Source organism: Ewingella sp. C233, assembly GCF_055407225.1.
Genome location: NZ_JBUZRI010000005.1, coordinates 85,958 through 103,649, shown reverse-complemented (window position 1 = coordinate 103,649; position 17,692 = coordinate 85,958). Strand labels below are relative to the sequence as shown.

At 52.3% G+C, this 17,692-nt stretch carries 9 protein-coding genes and 1 pseudogene; 2 read left to right on the top strand and 8 right to left on the bottom strand.

Features of this window, described 5'->3' with window-relative positions; translation table 11 throughout:
• Window positions 1–1,059: an SIS domain-containing protein gene (locus tag ACZRKO_RS19700; protein WP_463738929.1), complete on the bottom strand. Its 1,059-nt coding sequence runs from the start codon at window positions 1,057–1,059 to the stop codon at window positions 1–3.
• Between the two features lie 278 nt (window positions 1,060–1,337).
• Here ACZRKO_RS19700 and ACZRKO_RS19695 point away from each other — a divergent pair, with 278 nt between their 5' ends.
• Together ACZRKO_RS19695 and ACZRKO_RS19690 are read left to right on the top strand one after the other, a co-directional pair.
• Window positions 1,338–2,180: an MBL fold metallo-hydrolase gene (locus ACZRKO_RS19695; RefSeq protein WP_463738928.1), complete on the top strand. Its 843-nt coding sequence runs from the start codon at window positions 1,338–1,340 to the stop codon at window positions 2,178–2,180.
• Window positions 2,181–2,309: 129 nt separating this feature from the next.
• The gene (locus ACZRKO_RS19690; protein ID WP_463738927.1) at window positions 2,310–4,853 is read left to right on the top strand and encodes a heavy metal translocating P-type ATPase; all 2,544 of its coding nucleotides are present in this window, start codon (window positions 2,310–2,312) and stop codon (window positions 4,851–4,853) included.
• Window positions 4,854–5,349: 496 nt separating this feature from the next.
• Here ACZRKO_RS19690 and ACZRKO_RS19685 read toward each other — a convergent pair whose 3' ends face one another.
• The 7 genes and pseudogenes from ACZRKO_RS19685 to ACZRKO_RS19655 all read right to left on the bottom strand — a co-directional run bounded on the left by ACZRKO_RS19685 (window position 5,350) and on the right by ACZRKO_RS19655 (window position 17,403).
• Entirely contained in the window at window positions 5,350–10,221 is a 4,872-nt protein-coding gene (locus ACZRKO_RS19685; protein WP_463739046.1) for an autotransporter outer membrane beta-barrel domain-containing protein, read from the bottom strand.
• Window positions 10,222–10,629: 408 nt separating this feature from the next.
• Window positions 10,630–10,722: pseudogene (locus ACZRKO_RS19680) on the bottom strand (ESPR-type extended signal peptide-containing protein); the annotation flags it as partial.
• Window positions 10,723–12,002: 1,280 nt separating this feature from the next.
• Complete coding sequence (locus tag ACZRKO_RS19675; RefSeq protein WP_463738926.1) at window positions 12,003–12,272, bottom strand: hypothetical protein; 270 nt, start codon at window positions 12,270–12,272, stop codon at window positions 12,003–12,005.
• Between the two features lie 43 nt (window positions 12,273–12,315).
• On the bottom strand, window positions 12,316–13,362 hold the full coding sequence (locus ACZRKO_RS19670) for a LacI family DNA-binding transcriptional regulator (protein WP_463738925.1): 1,047 nt from the start codon (window positions 13,360–13,362) through the stop codon (window positions 12,316–12,318).
• 123 nt (window positions 13,363–13,485) lie between these two features.
• Window positions 13,486–14,535 carry a class I fructose-bisphosphate aldolase gene (gene fbaB / locus ACZRKO_RS19665; RefSeq protein ID WP_463738924.1) on the bottom strand — a complete coding sequence of 350 codons (1,050 nt, stop codon included), beginning with the start codon at window positions 14,533–14,535 and terminating at the stop codon, window positions 13,486–13,488.
• A gap of 291 nt (window positions 14,536–14,826) precedes the next feature.
• On the bottom strand, window positions 14,827–15,528 hold the full coding sequence (locus ACZRKO_RS19660; RefSeq protein ID WP_463738923.1) for a glutathione S-transferase N-terminal domain-containing protein: 702 nt from the start codon (window positions 15,526–15,528) through the stop codon (window positions 14,827–14,829).
• Window positions 15,529–15,669: 141 nt separating this feature from the next.
• Window positions 15,670–17,403 (bottom strand): ABC-F family ATP-binding cassette domain-containing protein, encoded by a 1,734-nt coding sequence (locus ACZRKO_RS19655; protein ID WP_463738922.1) that lies wholly within the window; start codon window positions 17,401–17,403, stop codon window positions 15,670–15,672.
• Between the last annotated feature and the right edge of the window lie 289 nt (window positions 17,404–17,692).

The window sequence follows — 17,692 nt, the reverse complement described above, 5'->3', positions numbered from 1 at the left end:
TTAGTTATAATCGCCGGGTTTTGTTTTACTTTTTACCGAGACGCCAAAATCGGTATAAATACGCTGCGCCAGATTATTGCCTTTATCTTCGGCAATATGATGCGCAAATATCTGGAATGGGATCACCATAATGAGCGGGGCAATACATTCTTCAATATCCGCATCGATTGACAGCGTGCGTGGGTCATCGCTTTTGCCGATTTTCAGGGTGTAGATAAAGGGCGTGCATTTTTTCTCGTAATCGCGCAGCAGCAGCAGGCGTTCTTTAGCGACGCTTTCCACGTCGAGGAAGAAGATGCGGTGCTGCGGGTTTACCTCAAAATAGGGCCCGTGCATGAAGGTTTCCATCTCGATGCCCTGTGACGGAACCCGCACCGTTTCGGCGAATTTTGTCGCCATCTCCTGACATACGCCGACCGCCGGGCCATAGCCGATGCAGGTAAACCGCGGCGAAGGCACCAGCTCTTCTTTCCAGGTTTGGTAGAACGCTTCGCTGTCGGCAATCAGGGTGGGAATGGTATCGATGGCAGCGCTGAACCGGGCTAACTCTGCTTGTTCCTGCTCTGCGGTGATCAGGTCATCTGCTCTGGCGCTGCGTAAGCCCAGCAGCATCAGCGTTAAAATTGTGGCGGTATAACCTTTAGTGACGTAACCGACGCGCTCTTCGCCATTTTGGATGTCCACGGCGGTATCAACACTTTTCGCCAGTTCGCTGTCCATTTTGCTGGTGACGCCGTAGGTGCTGGCACTGTTGTTTTGCTTCAAGAAGCGCATTGCATTGAGCGTTGAAGTGCTTTCGCCGCTTTGCGAAACGCCCATAATTAAATCGACCGAAGGATTATGTTTTTCAAAAAGTTGGTAATGAAAAGATTCAGCAATCGTGATCCGGGCGCGGCTTATTTTCTCGATATAATATTTAGCACTGTGCGCGGCGTTAATGCTTGAGCCGGTCGCCAGAATTAGCCACTCTTTTTTATCCCGGATCGCCGGTAAGAGGTCAAAATAACGGGACAGAATATTTTTCAATACCTCATGCTGTTCCTGAATATACGTCATCATGCTCGGCTTCACACGCTTCTCCCTTATTTCTGATTGATTGCTGTTCAAGATGGAATAAAACCTGAAAACGTTTTCAGTTAAAATAGAGAGCTTATTTCGTAAGATCAACGGATGTTTGCAGGAAGTGTGAGCAATGTTGCGAAAAGAGAGGGCGGGGGTATCGCGTACACTGCGGGAAAACACGGTATTTTGTTCGCAGGGGGTGGATTGTTAGTGACAAAATGCCCGTATGCCATTAAATAATATTGATTCATAGGTAAATTAATTTTGAGGTGTTAATGAACCGTCCGTCTTTTGCATCCCGCCAGATTGGCGATTTTTTGGTTACCGCCCTGAGTGACGGGAACATGGCAACCAGCCTTGATCTGTTGTCGGGTATTGATACCGCCGATGCCAGAGAGATTCAGCGCAGGGCCGGGATCGCAGAACCCGCCAATATCCATATTCATTGTTACCTTATTCGCGGGCGGGGACGAACCATTCTGGTTGACGCCGGAACGGGTGGGCTGAATAACGCAGGGGGCTTACTGAAAGATAACCTTCAGGCGGTCGGGGTCAGCCCGGAAGAAGTGGATATCCTGCTTTTGACGCACGGTCACCCTGATCACATCGGCGGTTTGCTGGACGCTGAAGGGCGGCCGGTTTATAAAAATGCTGAACTTTACCTGCATCCTTTCGAAGCAGGATACTGGCGGGATGATGAAAAGTTAGCGCTGGCCAGCGAGCGGTCACAGCGCACGTTTTCGCTGGTTCGCCGCACGCTGCAAGCCTATGCGCAGAACCTGAATTTCCTGGATGAAAACGAAATAGAGAAAGGCATTCGCCCGGTATGGCTGCCAGGTCATACGCCGGGCCATACCGGATTTCGCATTGATTCGGGCGGCAAGAGTCTGCTGATCTGGGGGGATATTGTTCATTTCCCGCATATTCAGTCCGCACAGCCCGCCGTCTCGATTCTTTTTGACTGCGATCCCGTTCAGGCTGAAGAGACACGCAAGAAAATCCTGAAACAGGTCGTCAGTGAAAAGTTACTCGTCGCAGGTATGCACCTCGGCGAACCGGGATTTGCTCATGTGCTGCCGCAGGACGGCGGGTATCGAATGGCTTACGCGCAGGAGTGATAGAGTGAACGGATCCCATCAGGTTGAGCTGCACTGATAAAACTTTTTTGCATCCCAAAGATAACCTTGACCTTCCCCTGAGAGGAAGGTTTAAGCTTGTCCCAAGAGTAACATTTAAGGGATAAAGCAATGGCTATTCAGTCTGGTTCAAATCCATCCGGTTCTAACTCCTCCAGTTCCTCAACGACACGCCTGAGCTTGCCGGTCGACGGCATGACTTGTGCGTCGTGTGTCGGTCGCGTTGAACGCGCATTGAAAGCCGTGCCTGGCGTGCAGTCGGCGGCGGTGAATCTTGCGACCGAGCGTGCTGACATCACCTTCACCGATCTGGCTGCGCCGCAGGCGGCGGCAAATGCTATCAGAAACGCCGGATACGACGTGCGTGAAGAAACGACAGAACTCGCGGTTGAGGAGATGACCTGCGCATCCTGTGTAGGGCGGGTTGAGAAAGCACTGACTCAGGTTCCGGGTGTGCTGGAAGCCAACGTGAATCTGGCGACTGAGCGTGCACGGGTGCGCCATTTGGCCGGGGTTGTGACCACAAACGATCTGGAAGCAGCGGTCAAACACGCCGGTTACGCCACCCGGCGCCTGACGGTACAAACGGCCGACGCAGGCGATCAGGACGCTGAGCGTCGTGAAAAAGAAGCGCACGGGCTGCGCCAGTCTTTGCTGATATCCGCTATTTTCTCCTTGCCGGTTTTTATCCTCGAGATGGGGTCGCACCTTATTCCCCCGATGCATCATTGGGTCATGGCGGTGCTGGGCCAGCAGACCAGTTGGTATCTGCAGTTTGTGCTCGCCACGCTGGTCCTGTTCGGGCCGGGTCTGCGTTTCTTCCGCAAGGGAGTTCCGGCGTTGCTGCGCGGTGCACCGGATATGAACTCGCTGGTGTCAGTCGGTACGGCGGCTGCTTACGGTTACTCGGTGGTCGCGACTTTCCTTCCTGACGTACTGCCGCAGGGGACGGCCAACGTCTATTACGAAGCCGCGGCGGTGATCGTGACTCTGATCCTGCTCGGTCGCACGCTCGAGGCGCGGGCCAAGGGGAAAACCTCCCAGGCTATCAAGCGGTTGGTCGGGCTTCAGGCCAAGACGGCGCGGGTTGAGCGCAACGGCGAGTCTGTCGAGATCCCCCTCGATCAGGTTACCACCGGAGATATCGTCCTCGTGCGTCCGGGGGAAAAGATCCCGGTCGACGGTGAGGTGGTCGAAGGCGCGTCTTATGTTGATGAGAGCATGATCACCGGCGAACCGGTGCCGGTGTCGAAAGGGGCTGGGGCAGCAGTCGTGGGCGGCACGATCAATAAGACCGGTGCGTTCAGTTTTCGGGTCACCAAAATCGGGGCTAACACGGTACTGGCACAAATCATCCGTCTGGTTGAGGAAGCCCAGGGCTCCAAACTGCCTATTCAGGCGCTGGTCGACAAGGTGACGATGTGGTTTGTACCGGCGGTGATGGCCGCGGCCATGCTGACTTTCCTCGTCTGGCTGGTCTTCGGTCCGTCACCGGCGCTGACCTTCGCACTGGTTAACGCGGTGGCGGTGCTGATCATCGCCTGTCCGTGCGCCATGGGGCTGGCGACGCCAACCTCAATCATGGTGGGGACTGGTCGCGCCGCTGAGCTCGGCGTTCTGTTCCGCAAGGGTGAAGCGTTGCAGGCGCTGCGCGATGTGAGTGTGATTGCACTCGACAAAACCGGTACGCTGACCAAAGGACGCCCGGAACTGACCGATCTCGTCCCCGCTGAAGGTTTTGAATACAGCGAGGTGCTGGCGCTGGTGGCCGCTGTGGAAACCCGCTCTGAGCACCCTATTGCTGAAGCCATTGTCGCTGCGGCAAAACAGCAAAATATTACGCTGGCTCCGGTTAAGGCATTTGATGCCACGCCGGGTTTTGGCGTATCGGCCAGAATCTCCGGGCGTACGGTTGCCGTAGGGGCGGACCGCTTTATGACTCAGTTGGGTCTGAATGTTGAAAGTTTCAGGCAAACGGCTCAGCGTCTCGGCGAGCAGGGAAAAAGCCCGCTCTATGCCGCGATTGATGGTCGCCTGGCCGCGGTTATCGCGGTGGCCGACCCGATCAAAGAGACAACGCCTGCGGCGATCAAAGCGCTGCACGCACTCGGACTGAAAGTCGCGATGATCACTGGCGATAACGCGGCGACGGCGGCGGCTATCGCCAGACAGCTGGGTATTGATGAAGTGGCGGCCGAAGTCTTGCCGGACGGTAAAGTCGCCGCGCTGAAGAAGTTCAGGGTCAATGGTGCACGGGTTGCCTTTGTGGGTGACGGCATTAACGACGCACCGGCGCTGGCCGAAGCAGATGTCGGGCTGGCCATCGGTACCGGAACGGACGTAGCTATCGAGGCGGCGGATGTCGTGCTGATGTCAGGCGACCTGCGCGGCGTGCCGAACGCTATCGCGCTCAGCCAAGCGACCATCCGTAATATTAAGCAAAACCTGTTCTGGGCCTTTGCGTACAACGCGGTGCTGATCCCGGTGGCGGCCGGTGCGCTCTATCCGTTCAATGGCACGTTGCTTTCGCCCATCTTTGCGGCGGCGGCGATGGCCCTTTCCAGCGTCTTTGTGCTAGGAAACGCGTTGCGGCTTAAACGTTTTCGGGCACCGATGTCGGTTGAAAGCCGCAGTGATGCGGCAGAGGCAAAATAATGAATAGGGGTCAGGCGTGTCGGCTAAGATGATTTGCTATTACGAACAGGGTGGACTGTTCGGGGAAGGGGGAAAGTATTTTACGCACGGTACTGAGTAAGGCGGGGTCCAGGTTCGCCGTGACAACACGGATGCCGGAAAGGAGATCACGGCAGGAGAAACGTCAAAATGCCTCCCAGCAGCGCTGACCCTGACGACACTGACGTTCTCGTTGATAACAGCCCGAACTGCCAATTCTGTAGCGTTACTGCGCCCAAAACCGAACGAGTAAGTACATCAAGCCACCAGATGTACGAAAATAAGTAAAATGGAGAAAAAAAGAACACGATCATTCCATGGCCAATTGGCCGACATTTGGGTGATTTCAGTTCTGGTACTGTCGAAAAATAAATTTCGCTATGTGGGCAGGAGTTGATCAAAAATTCAGAGACATACATATGGAGTCACAAAATGACAATATAAGGCGCAACATGTTGCGCCTTATACACATCAGCGATTAAAAACCGTATTTAATACCGATGGTCAGTTGGCTGTCGTTATAGCCTGCGCCGCCCATCTGTTGGCCCACATTGCTCCAGAGGTTCAGGTTTTTGTTCACCTTGCCTTCCACGCCCAGCTTCACTTCACCTATGTTACGGTTGCCCGCCTGGCTGACCGTCACGTCATCCATCGCAGAACCTGTTTCTTTGGTGCTGTAGAGCCAGTTCACTTCTGAATAAATGGTAAAGAGCTTTTCTTTGCCTTTGTCCTGAGTGCTCACGCCTTCATGTGACACACGCACACCAACCCGGCTGTGGATCGCGTCATTACCTGCCGACTGAATACGGGTGCTGCTTTCGTCATGCAGTTCGTCCGCTTTTTGGCCGTCCCAGATCATCTGCGCCTGCGGTGTGATAAACACCTGGCCGGTGCTGGTCTGGTATATCGGTATACGGTAGCCGCTTTCTGCCGAGGTGCTCACCCCGTTGATATTGTAATGCTGCGCCTGTGTCTGGTCGGCCTGCTGACTGGCTTTCAGCCAGCTGTACTGCATCCAGGTATCAACATAAGCGCCGTTATGATTTTTGGCATCCTGATACCAGGTGGCGTAAGCCCCGGCGCTGTAACCATCCACCGTACCGTGTGAACGATAACCGGTGTGCGAAGAGTCGGTGTTGTTATTGTTGTAGCCGTAACCGGCCATCAGGCCGAAGCCCAGACGGTCACCCTGACCAAAGCCGCCGTTCCACACTTCACCGCCGCCTTGTACCACGTAACCATTGGCAGACGTTTTCAACTGGCCGGTACCGTCGCTGAAACCGGTGTGCGAACCGGCCTGACGCAGCCACAGGCTGGAATCCTGCGCACGGCCTTCGCGATCGCTCAGACGCTGGTTAAACATCGTTTGTGCTGCCGCCATGTTGGCCATGTAACCGCCGGCTTCCGGACGCAGTGTTTTGTCGCTGTTGCCGCCACCGCTTTTGCCATTACCGCCGTTGTCAGTATTACCACCAGTATCAGTATTGCCACCGGTACCGTTATCCGTGCTGCTCTGGCTTGAGGTCAGATACCAACTGCCGTCGTTTGGTTTACTGGCCGTGCCCTGACGCAGGAAGTATTCGTAAGGCCCGGCCACCGCGCGGCCTGCCAGCGTAAATTTGCCGGAGGAGGCGCCGGTGACATCGATGACTTTAATACCGTCAACGGTATCCGCCCCTTGACCGCGTGCGCTCTGCACACTGAGGGTACTCTGACCTGTTGAAGTACCGTTGATCACAAGTTTGTCGGTAGAGGCGTCATCACCCCCCATGTCGGTATCCAGGCGCACCGCGCCGTTCTGACCGTCATAATTCCCGTTGATGGTAAAGTCGCTGTGGCCGTTGCCGGTCAGCGCCTGACCTACCGCCAGTGTACCGGCGTTGGTCACGTTACCGTTCACGCTGCCGTAGCCGCCGAGAGTAGCACCGGTAGCCACGTTGACATCACTGGATAGTGTCGCCGCCTGTTGCGCCCGTGTACTGCCAACCAGTAAGGTGCCATTTTCAACAGATGTCTGGCCCTGTAAAACGTTGTCGCCATCGATGGTCAGCGTACCGCCGCCTTGTTTGATCAGGCTGCCGTTGCCTTGCACGGTGTTGGTCAGTGCCATCGCATCGGCGTTATTAACGATCAGTTTACCGTCGTTGTTCACTGACGCCGTACCCAGCTGCTGCGCCTTACTGACGGTCAACGCGGAATCAGTATCGACAGCAAAATGACCGGTGAAGTTCTGATTGTTATTATCCAACGTCACGTCAGAGGCCTGAGTCAGTGAGACTTCGCCTTGCTGACCTGCCAGCATATTAAGGAATGCACCCTGCACATGTTGCAGTTCGAGCGTGCCTTCGTCAGTGATGTCGCCGTTGCCCAGCCCGTTAATGTGGGTCAGTACCGCGCCAGCACCGGCGTCAATCGCCGTCGTACCTCTGAAGTTGTTGTTATTGTTGCTCAGGGTCAGTGTATTGCCGGAAAGCGTTAATGTGCCATCGCCGCTGATTTCACCCGCCGCTGTGCCGCCGTTACTGACAGTCAGGTTACCGCCGTTCAGGGCCAGTTGGCTGTCCTGAGCGGTGTTTAATGTGCCGACAGTCTGACGGTTGCCGTTAACATCCAGTGAGGTGCCCGCTGCCATGTTCAGTGCGCTGGCCTGCCCCAGTGCATTATCGGTGATCAACGTTACGGTTCCGCTGTTGAGGTTGGTCGCGCCGGTATAGTCGCTGGCGGCATTGCCGATGCGTACTTCGCCGGTCGTATTGATGTCGAAACCGCCGCTACCGGAAAGTTTGGCGCCCAGTGCGTTACTTTGCGCCTGGCTGTTGTCCAGAATGACTGACTGCCCCTTGAGGGCGTCGATCTGCGTCAGGCCATAGCCAACGTACAGACCGTCCTCTTTTACCATCCCGGCGTAGTTGTAGTGGGCGTTACCGGCCACTACGCCGTTTTGCTCCAGCCCCTGAATGAGGTCGTCACTCAGCGCGCTGCCATCGGCGTAAGTGAAGGCAATTTGACTGCCTGCGCCGACAACGTTCTGCGCACTGACAATCTGATCGATGACCTGCTTCTGCTGGTCAAACAGCGAGGTGCCACCGACCGGCTGTGGGTTAGTCAGATTCAGTGGCGTATTCACCACCAGCGTGCCGCCGTTTGAGGCGTCTAAGGTGTTGACCGTCAGTTCGCCGAGCGGACGATCGGTATCCGCGCTGTAACTCACTTCCAGCTTGCCGCCGTTCAGGGTCAGGCCCTGCAAGGTTTGCTGGCCAGTCAGTGTTGTGCTGCCCTGTTGATTGAGTTGCAGGGTGGCGTTGTTCATCACCGCATCGGTACCGCTATTCAGTGCCAGATGCCCGGTATCCAGAGTGACCAGACCAGTAAAGTTACCGCCGGCGGCACTGTCTGCGAAGATCAGTTCCTGCGTGCTGTCGCCGAGATTCACTAACAGCTGACCGCCGCCGTTAAGCTGGCGGCCAACGTTGAGGTCTGCGGCAGAAGACGAATCTTTTTGTACAGAGAGCGTGCCTTGATTGCCAAGGTTAAGAACTCCTTCGGCACTTGCTAACTGATCAAGGGTCGCTACCTGCAACACACCGCCGTTGATGTTCACCGCCGAAGTATTGGCAGAGTTATCACCGGTAAAGATGAGGGTGCCGTCACCGGCTTTGGTCAGATCACTGGTGCCATTGCCGTTCCAGCCATTGAAGCTGGCGGTGACGCCGGAATCAGCAATAATGTTGCTGCTCTGCGCGAGTTGTGCTGTACGGGCTGAAGTCAGGCTGTTGGCAATCTCGAGGTTACCGCCATTGAGGATTAGGCTGTTGGAAGCCGAACCGCTGCCAAGGTTATTATCGGCAGCGATAGCCAATGTTCCCGTGTTAATTCGTGTCGCGCCGCTGTAGGTATTAGCGCCGCCCAGTGTCACTGTGCCGGAACCATTTAGTGAAACTGCACCTGAGCCACTGATCTTACCGTTATAGGCCAGGTCATCAGAACGGTTGAAGCTGAGGGTGCCATTGTTGATAACATTACCGGTCAGATTACCGGTGGTACCCCCAGCACCTAGCTGGAGAACACCACTGCTATTACTTATGGTGGTATTCCCCGTAAAGGTATTATTCCCCGTTAAGATCAGTGTACTCGCTGCAATCTGAGTGAGGGCGCCTGTGCCGCTGATAACGCCATCAACTGTAGAAGATGAAGACGTTGAAAATTGCAGGATGGCGTTATCAATAATATTGCCCGGCCCAAGATTACCGCCGTTAATAACCCTTACCGCACCATTATTGATAATGGTGCCACCGCTGTAGGAGTTATTTCCTCCAAGCACAAGCATATCATTCCCATTCTGAACCAGAGTTCCGGTACCGCTAATGGCTGAATTGTACATTACGGAATCAGAATGATTAAAAATTAGCTGGCTGTTATCCCCTACCGAGACATTGCCAGTGACACTGCCGGAGGTACCGCCGGTGCCTATTTGCAGCGTACTGCCATCAGAGATCACTGTTCCAGCCCCATTATTGGTGACCTGGCCTGACACGGTCAGCGTACTGCCTTTGGATATACTGGTGCCTGCATTGTTGGTCACTTGCCCAGACACGAGCATTGTTCCGCCGTTCAATATGCTGGTGCCTGCTCCGCTGCCGCTATTATTTAGCTGGCCAGAAACAGTCAGCGTGCCATTCTCTACGTCAGTGGCGGAGCTACTGGCAGCAGTTGTCGTAACGTTACCGCCCAGCGTCCATGTGCCGATATCGAGTGCGGACAGGGTGGAGATACCGCTAAAGGTATTATTCGCCGTACCGTTACCCTGCAAAGCAACTGTATTGCTACTGCCGGTACTGGTGACGGAACCATTGATCGTGCTGCCGGTTTGCAAAATTAATTGGTTATTGCTGCCGGTGATATTCATGGCAGTGCCATTGCTGCCGGTAAGCGTCCCAGAGTTGGTTACTGTCATCCCGTTACTCTGTATAAGCAACGCATTTGGTCCGGAGATGGAGCCTGAATTATTGATGCTACCGGTGGTGGTCCCACGGGTAAAGACTCCGGCAGTATTGCCGCCGAGAATGGTTCCTGCATTTTGGACCGTTAGAACACCGCCATCATTGAGCAGCCCCAATCCCGCAGTTGCTTTCGTGACACCGGTGGCATTTTGGGTAAAGATCCCGCCGCCTGACAGACGTAAACCAGCCGAATAACCCGTAATGGAGCCATCATTACTTATATTTACGGGCGACGAGCTATTGGCACCCAGAATGCCATAAAATCCGACACTGTTAATACTGGCCCCCAGATGGTTAATAAGACTACCGCCGTTATAGAGAGTAACTCCGGATATCCCCGTACCGCCCACTGAGGAAGAAATAACTCCATAGTTTATCAGGCTGGAACCCCCTGCAGAGGAAGCATCAAGAGATACAACAGCGGACGCTCCCGTTCCATTATCGCTATTATTGAGTAATGACCCATAATTTGTCAGTAACCAGTTGGCTGAGTTATTACCCGTGATCACATTGCCGTAACTTGAGGTCAGTGTAGAAGGTGCAGTAATATTAAAATTCGATTCCGGTGAATAAGTTGTAAGGTTAACCGTTGACGAAGAATTACCAAGATTGGTATCGGCGTCTGCGTCCATAATAGGCATGATGCTAAGGAGTAATGGACTTGACAACATTGCCGCTTTAATGGCAGTAATTAGCTGCGGGCAGCGTAATCTGGGAAGTGCCCTTGTGATTAAATTTTCAGGAACAGATGCCTCTGCCTTGGTGGCTTTTATTTTTCCCCGTCCCAACTCCGACGTAACGTCCTTACGTCCTAATGTACTGTTCCAAATAACTCGATAAATCTTATTCATTACGAATACACCTTTTAGAAGTAAACTAAATCCATCTTTTTGCAAAGCGCTGACCAGCACCACTGCTATGGCGAAGGGGCGGGGTGACTTTCAAGCAAAGGCACATGAATACGGTTAAAAACTGCCTAGGCAACGTTCAGACCATGATATAAAAACATAAGAAAGAACGATGCTAATTAATGAGGCAGGGCTTCATTTGGAGAAGGTGGAAAAATAATGCGCGCATTCTTCATGACATTAACTCCTTCTTTATGATATTCCAGTGTTGTCACTGGTTTCACGACCTTGTTTCCTGAGGCGGGTAAATTCAGAATATGCAATTCAGTGGAGCTACCCGGACTGTGTTTCTGTGAGCCACACATTAAGACGATTCTCAATGCATGGGTAGTGAAGTCTTGTGAATTCTTCTTAATCAGAATCCATACTTCGGCAGTTAGCAGGTTTTTGCTACGTGAAATTTCTGGTAACTTACTGTTATTAATAATAAAAAATATTAATTAACTTTATTTGTCGAAATATTCAAATTTAATATTATGTGAACATCACATCCCGATTTTTAGTAATATATTTTTATCTGTTGCAAACACCTTATTAGTGTACTCCCGTACGAGAAGAGTGTGTGACAATCACCCACCACAGAAAAACAGTGTGCTAAATAAAAATTGTCACTAGTAACGATAAATATATCCATAACATAAGGTTATTCCCGGCGTCATCGAGAAAAGGGGCTATTCGGTTGTTGCCTGACTTCCTCTTACTAATTCAGAGTGCATTACAAACATAATGGAAATAATATTATTTATACATAAGATCCGATGCTGGCATTTATAAGGTTTAGATAAGTGCAGCCTCGGGGATTTAACCTGTTTTTTACATTCTCAGTGGTATAATATTAAATATAATTGCGCTATTTCTACTGAGTTATCGGCAATGAACTCGAATGCTTTATATCGTTAGCTGTTTTTCCGTTTTCGGGATAAATCCATGCCACTCACTGGCTGCAACCGATCCGCTGATATGTTCCCAATATATCGCTGGGCACGAAAATAAAAACCGGCAATCTGAATTTCCCTTCGCTGATTTCCTGTTGCCTATTCTAGAGTAGTTAGCCGGCAGTAAGGAAAAACACGTGATACAGAGATACTTTCGGTACGCATTGGTGTGTCCGGAAACAATCGTTTATACGGTACGGCTGATATTTATCAATAGGAGGCAGTAAAAGGTCTGAAAGGGCGGTGTCTACCACCTTTTTTTGGGCGTCTGAGATCAGAGAGCTGACTTCACATCTTGTACCAGACCCATCCTAAAATCAGCATGATAAACACGGATGAAAAGAGGTAATCCCCTGCGTAATTTCTCAGGGCCTCAAGATTTTCATCCGTGTTTTCGTTTAGCTTCACGATGGCATCTTTTTTACTCATGGCCTCCACCTCAATATGGTGCTTTTTAAAACCCTTCTCTTTGAGTTTATTCGTCTCAGCCCCTGTCAATTCCCTTTTGGGAATGACCTGAACCTTTTTGTCCTTAACGTAAAAAGTATAAGTTTCCATCAGGCCGATCTCCCTCATCAAAAGCATAAAAAATGAAACCCATTCAGCAGGACTCTCCGGCCACTAAAATCGGCAGGATATCCGGATGTTTGACAATCGGAGTGCCGGGCTCGATTAGCTCCAGAATAGTGGCAATGACCGCCTGACCGATTTTCGCGTTTTGGTGATCGACGGTCGTGATGCGTGGAATAAAATATTCGCTACCGGGGAAGTATTCACAACTGGCGACGGCGATATCTTCGGGCACGCTGAGCTGATGATCTTTCAGCGCGCGGATAACACCTGCGGCGACCTGATCGTTGATTGCCAAAATAGCATCAGGACGTTTTGAGCCATTTTTCAGCAGTTGTTCTGCTGCCTGATAACCATGACGCAGATAGAAGTTATTCAGTACAATCAGGTCGTCATCCGCCACCAGTCCGGCGGCAGTAAGTTGCTTTTTAAAGGTGTTAACCCGCTGCCGGGTCATATAGACTTTTTCAGAGCCGCCGGCGAAGGCAATATTGCAGTAACCTTTTTCGAGCAGATGAGCGGTGACAAGCTCGACGCTTTGCGTCTGATTACGCACGATGCATGGGTATTCCAGTTCGGGGATTTTACGGCCCACAATCACGGCGGGAATGGTGTCGATCAGGTGTTTTAATGCGCGGAGGTAACGTTCAGGAATGGCGATGTAATCAATGTCACCGCCCAGAATAATCACGCCGTCCAGCTGGCTGTTAATCACCGAATTGAAAATACTTTCATCAATATTTGCCACGGCGCTTACTGAATTTTTGTTAGCAGACTGCGTATCGAATAAAATCACTTTGTAACCGGAAACCAGACAGACTTTTTCGATTTGCTCAACCAGCATCACGAAATAGGGGTTGGTGATATCAGAAACCACGACTGCCAACATGTTGGTTTTCTTCGAAATCATCCCCCGTGCCACCAGATTCGGGCTGAAGTTATACTCTTTGATGATCTTATCGACTTTCGCTTTGGTTTTTTCCGACACCCAATGATTGTTATTGAGTACCCGGGAAACGGTGGTGATCGACACCCCGGCAATCTCGGCGATATCCTTAATGGTGATGTTTTTCTTCATTCTCGGCTCTTATATCCTTTCACTGACCGGCACTGTTAGGGATGGATAATCGTCTGGCCCTGATTGATGTTGAGAAGAGAATACTTCCCCACGCAGACATGGGGAAGTTTGACGAGGAGTTTATTAAGCGATGGTCACTTTTTTGTCTAAATAGACGTCCTGCACGGCGTTGATTAACGCCACGCCATCCTTCATGGATTTTTTGAAGGCTTTACGGCCCAGAATCAGCCCCATCCCGCCTGCGCGTTTGTTGATAACCGCAGTGCGTACGGACTCCTGAATGTCATTTTCGCCTGCGGCACCGCCGGAGTTAATTAAACCCGCGCGTCCCATGTAGCAGTTAGCCAGCTGATAACGCACCAGGTCGATCGGGTGATCGGTCGTCAGTTTGGTATAGACACGCTCATCGGTATAGCCAAATTTAACGGCTTTGTAGCCGCCATTATTTTCCGCCATTTTCTGTTTGACGATATCTGCGCCAATGGTCGCGGCCAGATGGTTAGCCTGTCCGGTTAAATCGGCGCTGGAGTGATAGTCCACGCCGTCTTTTACGAACGCCGGATTACGCAGATAAGCCCACAGCACGGTGACCATGCCAAGCTCATGAGCGCGTTCAAAGGCGATAGAAATCTCTTCTATCTGGCGGCGGGACTCTTCAGAACCAAAGTAAATGGTTGCGCCCACGGCCTGGGCGCCGAGGTTGAAAGCCTGTTCCACGCTGGCGTAAAGCGTCTGGTCATACTGGGTCGGGTAGCTCAGCGTTTCGTTGTGATTGAGTTTGACCAGGAAAGGAATTTTATGGGCGTAGCGGCGGGACACGGAGGCTAATACGCCATAGGTGGAAGCCACGCAGTTACAACCGGCTTCTAGCGCCAGTTCGACAATGTTTTTAGGATCGAAATAGAGCGGGTTAGCGGCAAAAGATGCGCCAGCAGAGTGTTCAACCCCCTGATCGACCGGAAGAATCGACAAATAACCGGTACCCGCCAAACGGCCGGTGTTATACAGATTCTGCATGGCGGTCAGTACGCGCGGTGAGCGGTTGTTATCGATCATGACGCGGTCGACGTAGTCGGTACCGGGAAGATAGAGCTGGTCTGCGGTGATGGTAGAACAGTGATGTTGCAGCAGTGAATCGGCTTCTTTACCTAACAATTTAGTGATATCAGTCATGATGAACTCCGTCTCGGCTCTGGCTGAGGGCGCAGAGCGATGAATGAAATTACCCAACAACATACTAACGATTCGAATAAAGCCTACCTGTACAATACATGCTCATGCGCTGTTTGTACTGTCGCGTGCATTTTTGGGTTCTCTGGCCAGACTCATTTTCTGCCAAACATTAGTTTTGCGCGAAGGGGCGCATTGATCACTGATGTTGTGGTTAATCAAAGCATATGTATGTTGTAACTAAAAAAGGTAGATTAAAAAGGCCTGCACGGTGAAAGGGGCAGGCCATCGAATTTATCGTGCGGGAATATTCAGCCCGCGCTGTACGGCTTCACGTGAAAGGCCTCGTTCGAGCCATACTGGAACGTTTTTCAATTTGTCGTACTCCACCAGTTCCCGCGCTTCGTAGAAACCAATCATGTTACGTACCCAGCCCAGCAGGGAGATATCAGCAATGGTGTACTCATCGCCCATGATCCACTGGCGGCCATCAAGGCGTGATTCCAACACATTAAGCAGACGAACAGACTCTTTGCGGTAGCGTTCGAGAGGTCGCTTATCTTCAATTTCACGGCCAGCAAACTTGTGGAAAAAGCCGAGCTGGCCAAACATCGGGCCAACCGCTGCCATCTGGAAGAACAACCATTGTAAGGTTTCGATGCGGGCAACGGGATCCGTAGGCAAGAATTTTCCGCTTTTCTCAGCCAGATAAACCAGAATTGCGCCGGATTCAAACAGTGCCAGTGGTTTTCCATCCGGGCCGTTCGGGTCGAGGATGGCCGGGATTTTCCCGTTCGGATTAAGCGCTAAAAACTCCGGTGTCCAGGTCTCATTTTTGCCGATATCAATCAGGTGCGCCTCGTAAGGCAGCCCGATCTCTTCAAGCATAATCGATACTTTGACGCCGTTAGGCGTCGGCAGGGAATAAAGCTGCAAACGGTCCGGATGTTTTGCTGGCCAAAGGGTTGTGATAGGGAAAGCGGTTGAGTCAAACATGCAGTGCTCCGGTATGAAAGTAGGGTTATGACAGCTTAAGAGTAACCTAACGCACGCGTTTGGCTTTTGAAATTGTGCCCTCATAAAACGTCAGCATTTTCAGGGCACAACAACGCTGTGCCCTCTGTTTTATATCGTGAACTAGCCTAAATCCAGCAATTCGCTAAGCTCTGTGATTTGCTGTTGCCACTGGCGTTGCAACTCAGGTTTCTGATGCCTGGCCTTACGTGCCAGATCTTCTTCCAGTTTGCTTTCCACCTCCAGTAGCATCGCCAGCAGCCGCTCCTCTTCATTTTCCGGTTGCTCCTTTGGCTCAACGACTTTCACCGTTGCAGCCACGCTAACCGGTGGCAGGGCATCTGACAAAATGGCGTAAACGGGCGTCAGATCGTGCCACTCTTCCAGCCGTTTATTGTCGATTAACCAGAAGCGATTACAGCTTTGTTCTATCAGCATTCGGTCATGGGAAACCAGTAACACTGCACCGCTGAACGTTTTCAGCGTCTCTGCCAGCTCCTCTTTGCCTTCCATATCCAGGTGGTTAGTCGGTTCATCCAGCAGCAGCAACGAATAGTTCGCCAGCGTCAGGCCAATAAACAGCAACCGTGAACGTTCGCCGCCGCTCAGGGTACTGACTTGCTGCTGATGCCGGACGTAAGTGAAACCGGCGCCAATCAGCGCCATTTTTCGCTGATCTTCGGTCAGCGGCGCGAACGAGGCCAGCGCGGTGCTCAACGTATCGTCATCCTGCAACTGATGCTGGTTTTGGTCGTAATAACCCACCCGCACTTTGGGATGGAATACCACGCTGGGCCCGTAATGCTGCGGATGCGTAAATGCCTGCCATAAACTCTGCAAAAGCGAGGATTTACCGCAGCCGTTGCGCCCGACCAGCGCTATACGGTCGCCACTTTTCACCCGCATTTCATCCAGTTCGAACAGCACCGGTGCGTCGGGTGCCGGGCGCACGGCTAAATCTGACAGTGCCAGCACGCGGTCGGCAGGCAACGCTTCGCCTTGCAGACACAGCCGCCACTGGTTCCCGGCAGTGACCTGCGTCTGATCATCCTTCAGCCGGTTGACCTGTTTTTCCATTTGCTTAGCCTTGCGCGCCAGCTTCTCGTTGTCGTACACGCTGCCCCAAAGTGCCAGCCGTTTGGCGCTTTTTGCCACGCGGTCGATCTCTTTTTGCTCGGCTCTGCGACGCAGAGCATCAGCCACGTCATTTTCCTCCAGTGCCTGACGCGCCTGTGTGCAGGGCAGGCGAATAAATTGCAGCGTTTTATCGCGCAAAATCCAGGTGCTGTTGGTGACGTTGTCCAGCAGGCTGCGGTCGTGGGAGACCAGGACAAAGCTGCCGCTCCAGTTTTTCAGAAACTGTTCCAGCCACAGTAAGGTCGGGAGATCCAGATGGTTGCTGGGTTCATCCAGCAGCAGTAAATCCGGTTGGCGGATCAGCGCACGGGCCAGCAGCAGGCGGGTGTGCTGCCCGCCGCTGAGTGTTCCGGCGGTCAGCGCCCAGGCCGGTTCATCAAATCCCAGGCTGCCTAACAGCACTTCAGCCTGCCAGCGTTCAGGCTGATGCAGGGTATCCGGCAGGTGGTTAAGCACCGCGTCAAGTAGGGTGTTGTCATGCAATCCAGCAGGAAGATGTTGCTCAACCCGTGCCATCAGGCATTGATTGGCTACCGTGACGCTGCCCCGGCTGGCAGAAAGTGCGCCGCTGATAATTTTCAGCAGGGTACTTTTCCCACAGCCGTTATGGCCGATCAGGCCGATGCGGTCGCCTTTTTTCAGGCCAAAGGAGATCTCAGCCAGCAGCGGGCCGAAGGTGTTGTCAAAACCGAGGGATTGTGCAGAAAGTAATGTTGTCATGTGCTTACTCAAGTTTTACAGGCATAAAAATGCCTCTCGTCAATAAAGCCGACGATAACCGGTAAGCCGGAGGGAAGTTCTCAGATTGTCAGTTAGCTCCGCTCAAGCAGGTTATCGCAGCACGATACCGGTAACGCTTGAGCAGTGACGATCGCTAAGGACGAGTGAAGTTAGAAACAATTCACGGGTCAGCATGGCAATCCTCCTTAATATAACGTTGGTGAATGAATGAACTGATTATATTGGGGAATTACGGTTTTCGCCAGCAGGATAAACAACGGGCCGCAGC

Bases quoted from the DNA above. Each gene is read 5' to 3' on its own strand.
- ACZRKO_RS19700 (WP_463738929.1), bottom strand. From the start codon at position 1,059: ATGATGACGTATATTCAGGAACAGCATGAGGTATTGAAAAATATTCTG.
- ACZRKO_RS19695 (WP_463738928.1), top strand. From the start codon at position 1,338: ATGAACCGTCCGTCTTTTGCATCCCGCCAGATTGGCGATTTTTTGGTT.
- ACZRKO_RS19690 (WP_463738927.1), top strand. From the start codon at position 2,310: ATGGCTATTCAGTCTGGTTCAAATCCATCCGGTTCTAACTCCTCCAGT.
- ACZRKO_RS19675 (WP_463738926.1), bottom strand. From the start codon at position 12,272: ATGGAAACTTATACTTTTTACGTTAAGGACAAAAAGGTTCAGGTCATT.
- ACZRKO_RS19670 (WP_463738925.1), bottom strand. From the start codon at position 13,362: ATGAAGAAAAACATCACCATTAAGGATATCGCCGAGATTGCCGGGGTG.
- fbaB (WP_463738924.1), bottom strand. From the start codon at position 14,535: ATGACTGATATCACTAAATTGTTAGGTAAAGAAGCCGATTCACTGCTG.
- ACZRKO_RS19660 (WP_463738923.1), bottom strand. From the start codon at position 15,528: ATGTTTGACTCAACCGCTTTCCCTATCACAACCCTTTGGCCAGCAAAA.
- ACZRKO_RS19655 (WP_463738922.1), bottom strand. From the start codon at position 17,403: ATGACAACATTACTTTCTGCACAATCCCTCGGTTTTGACAACACCTTC.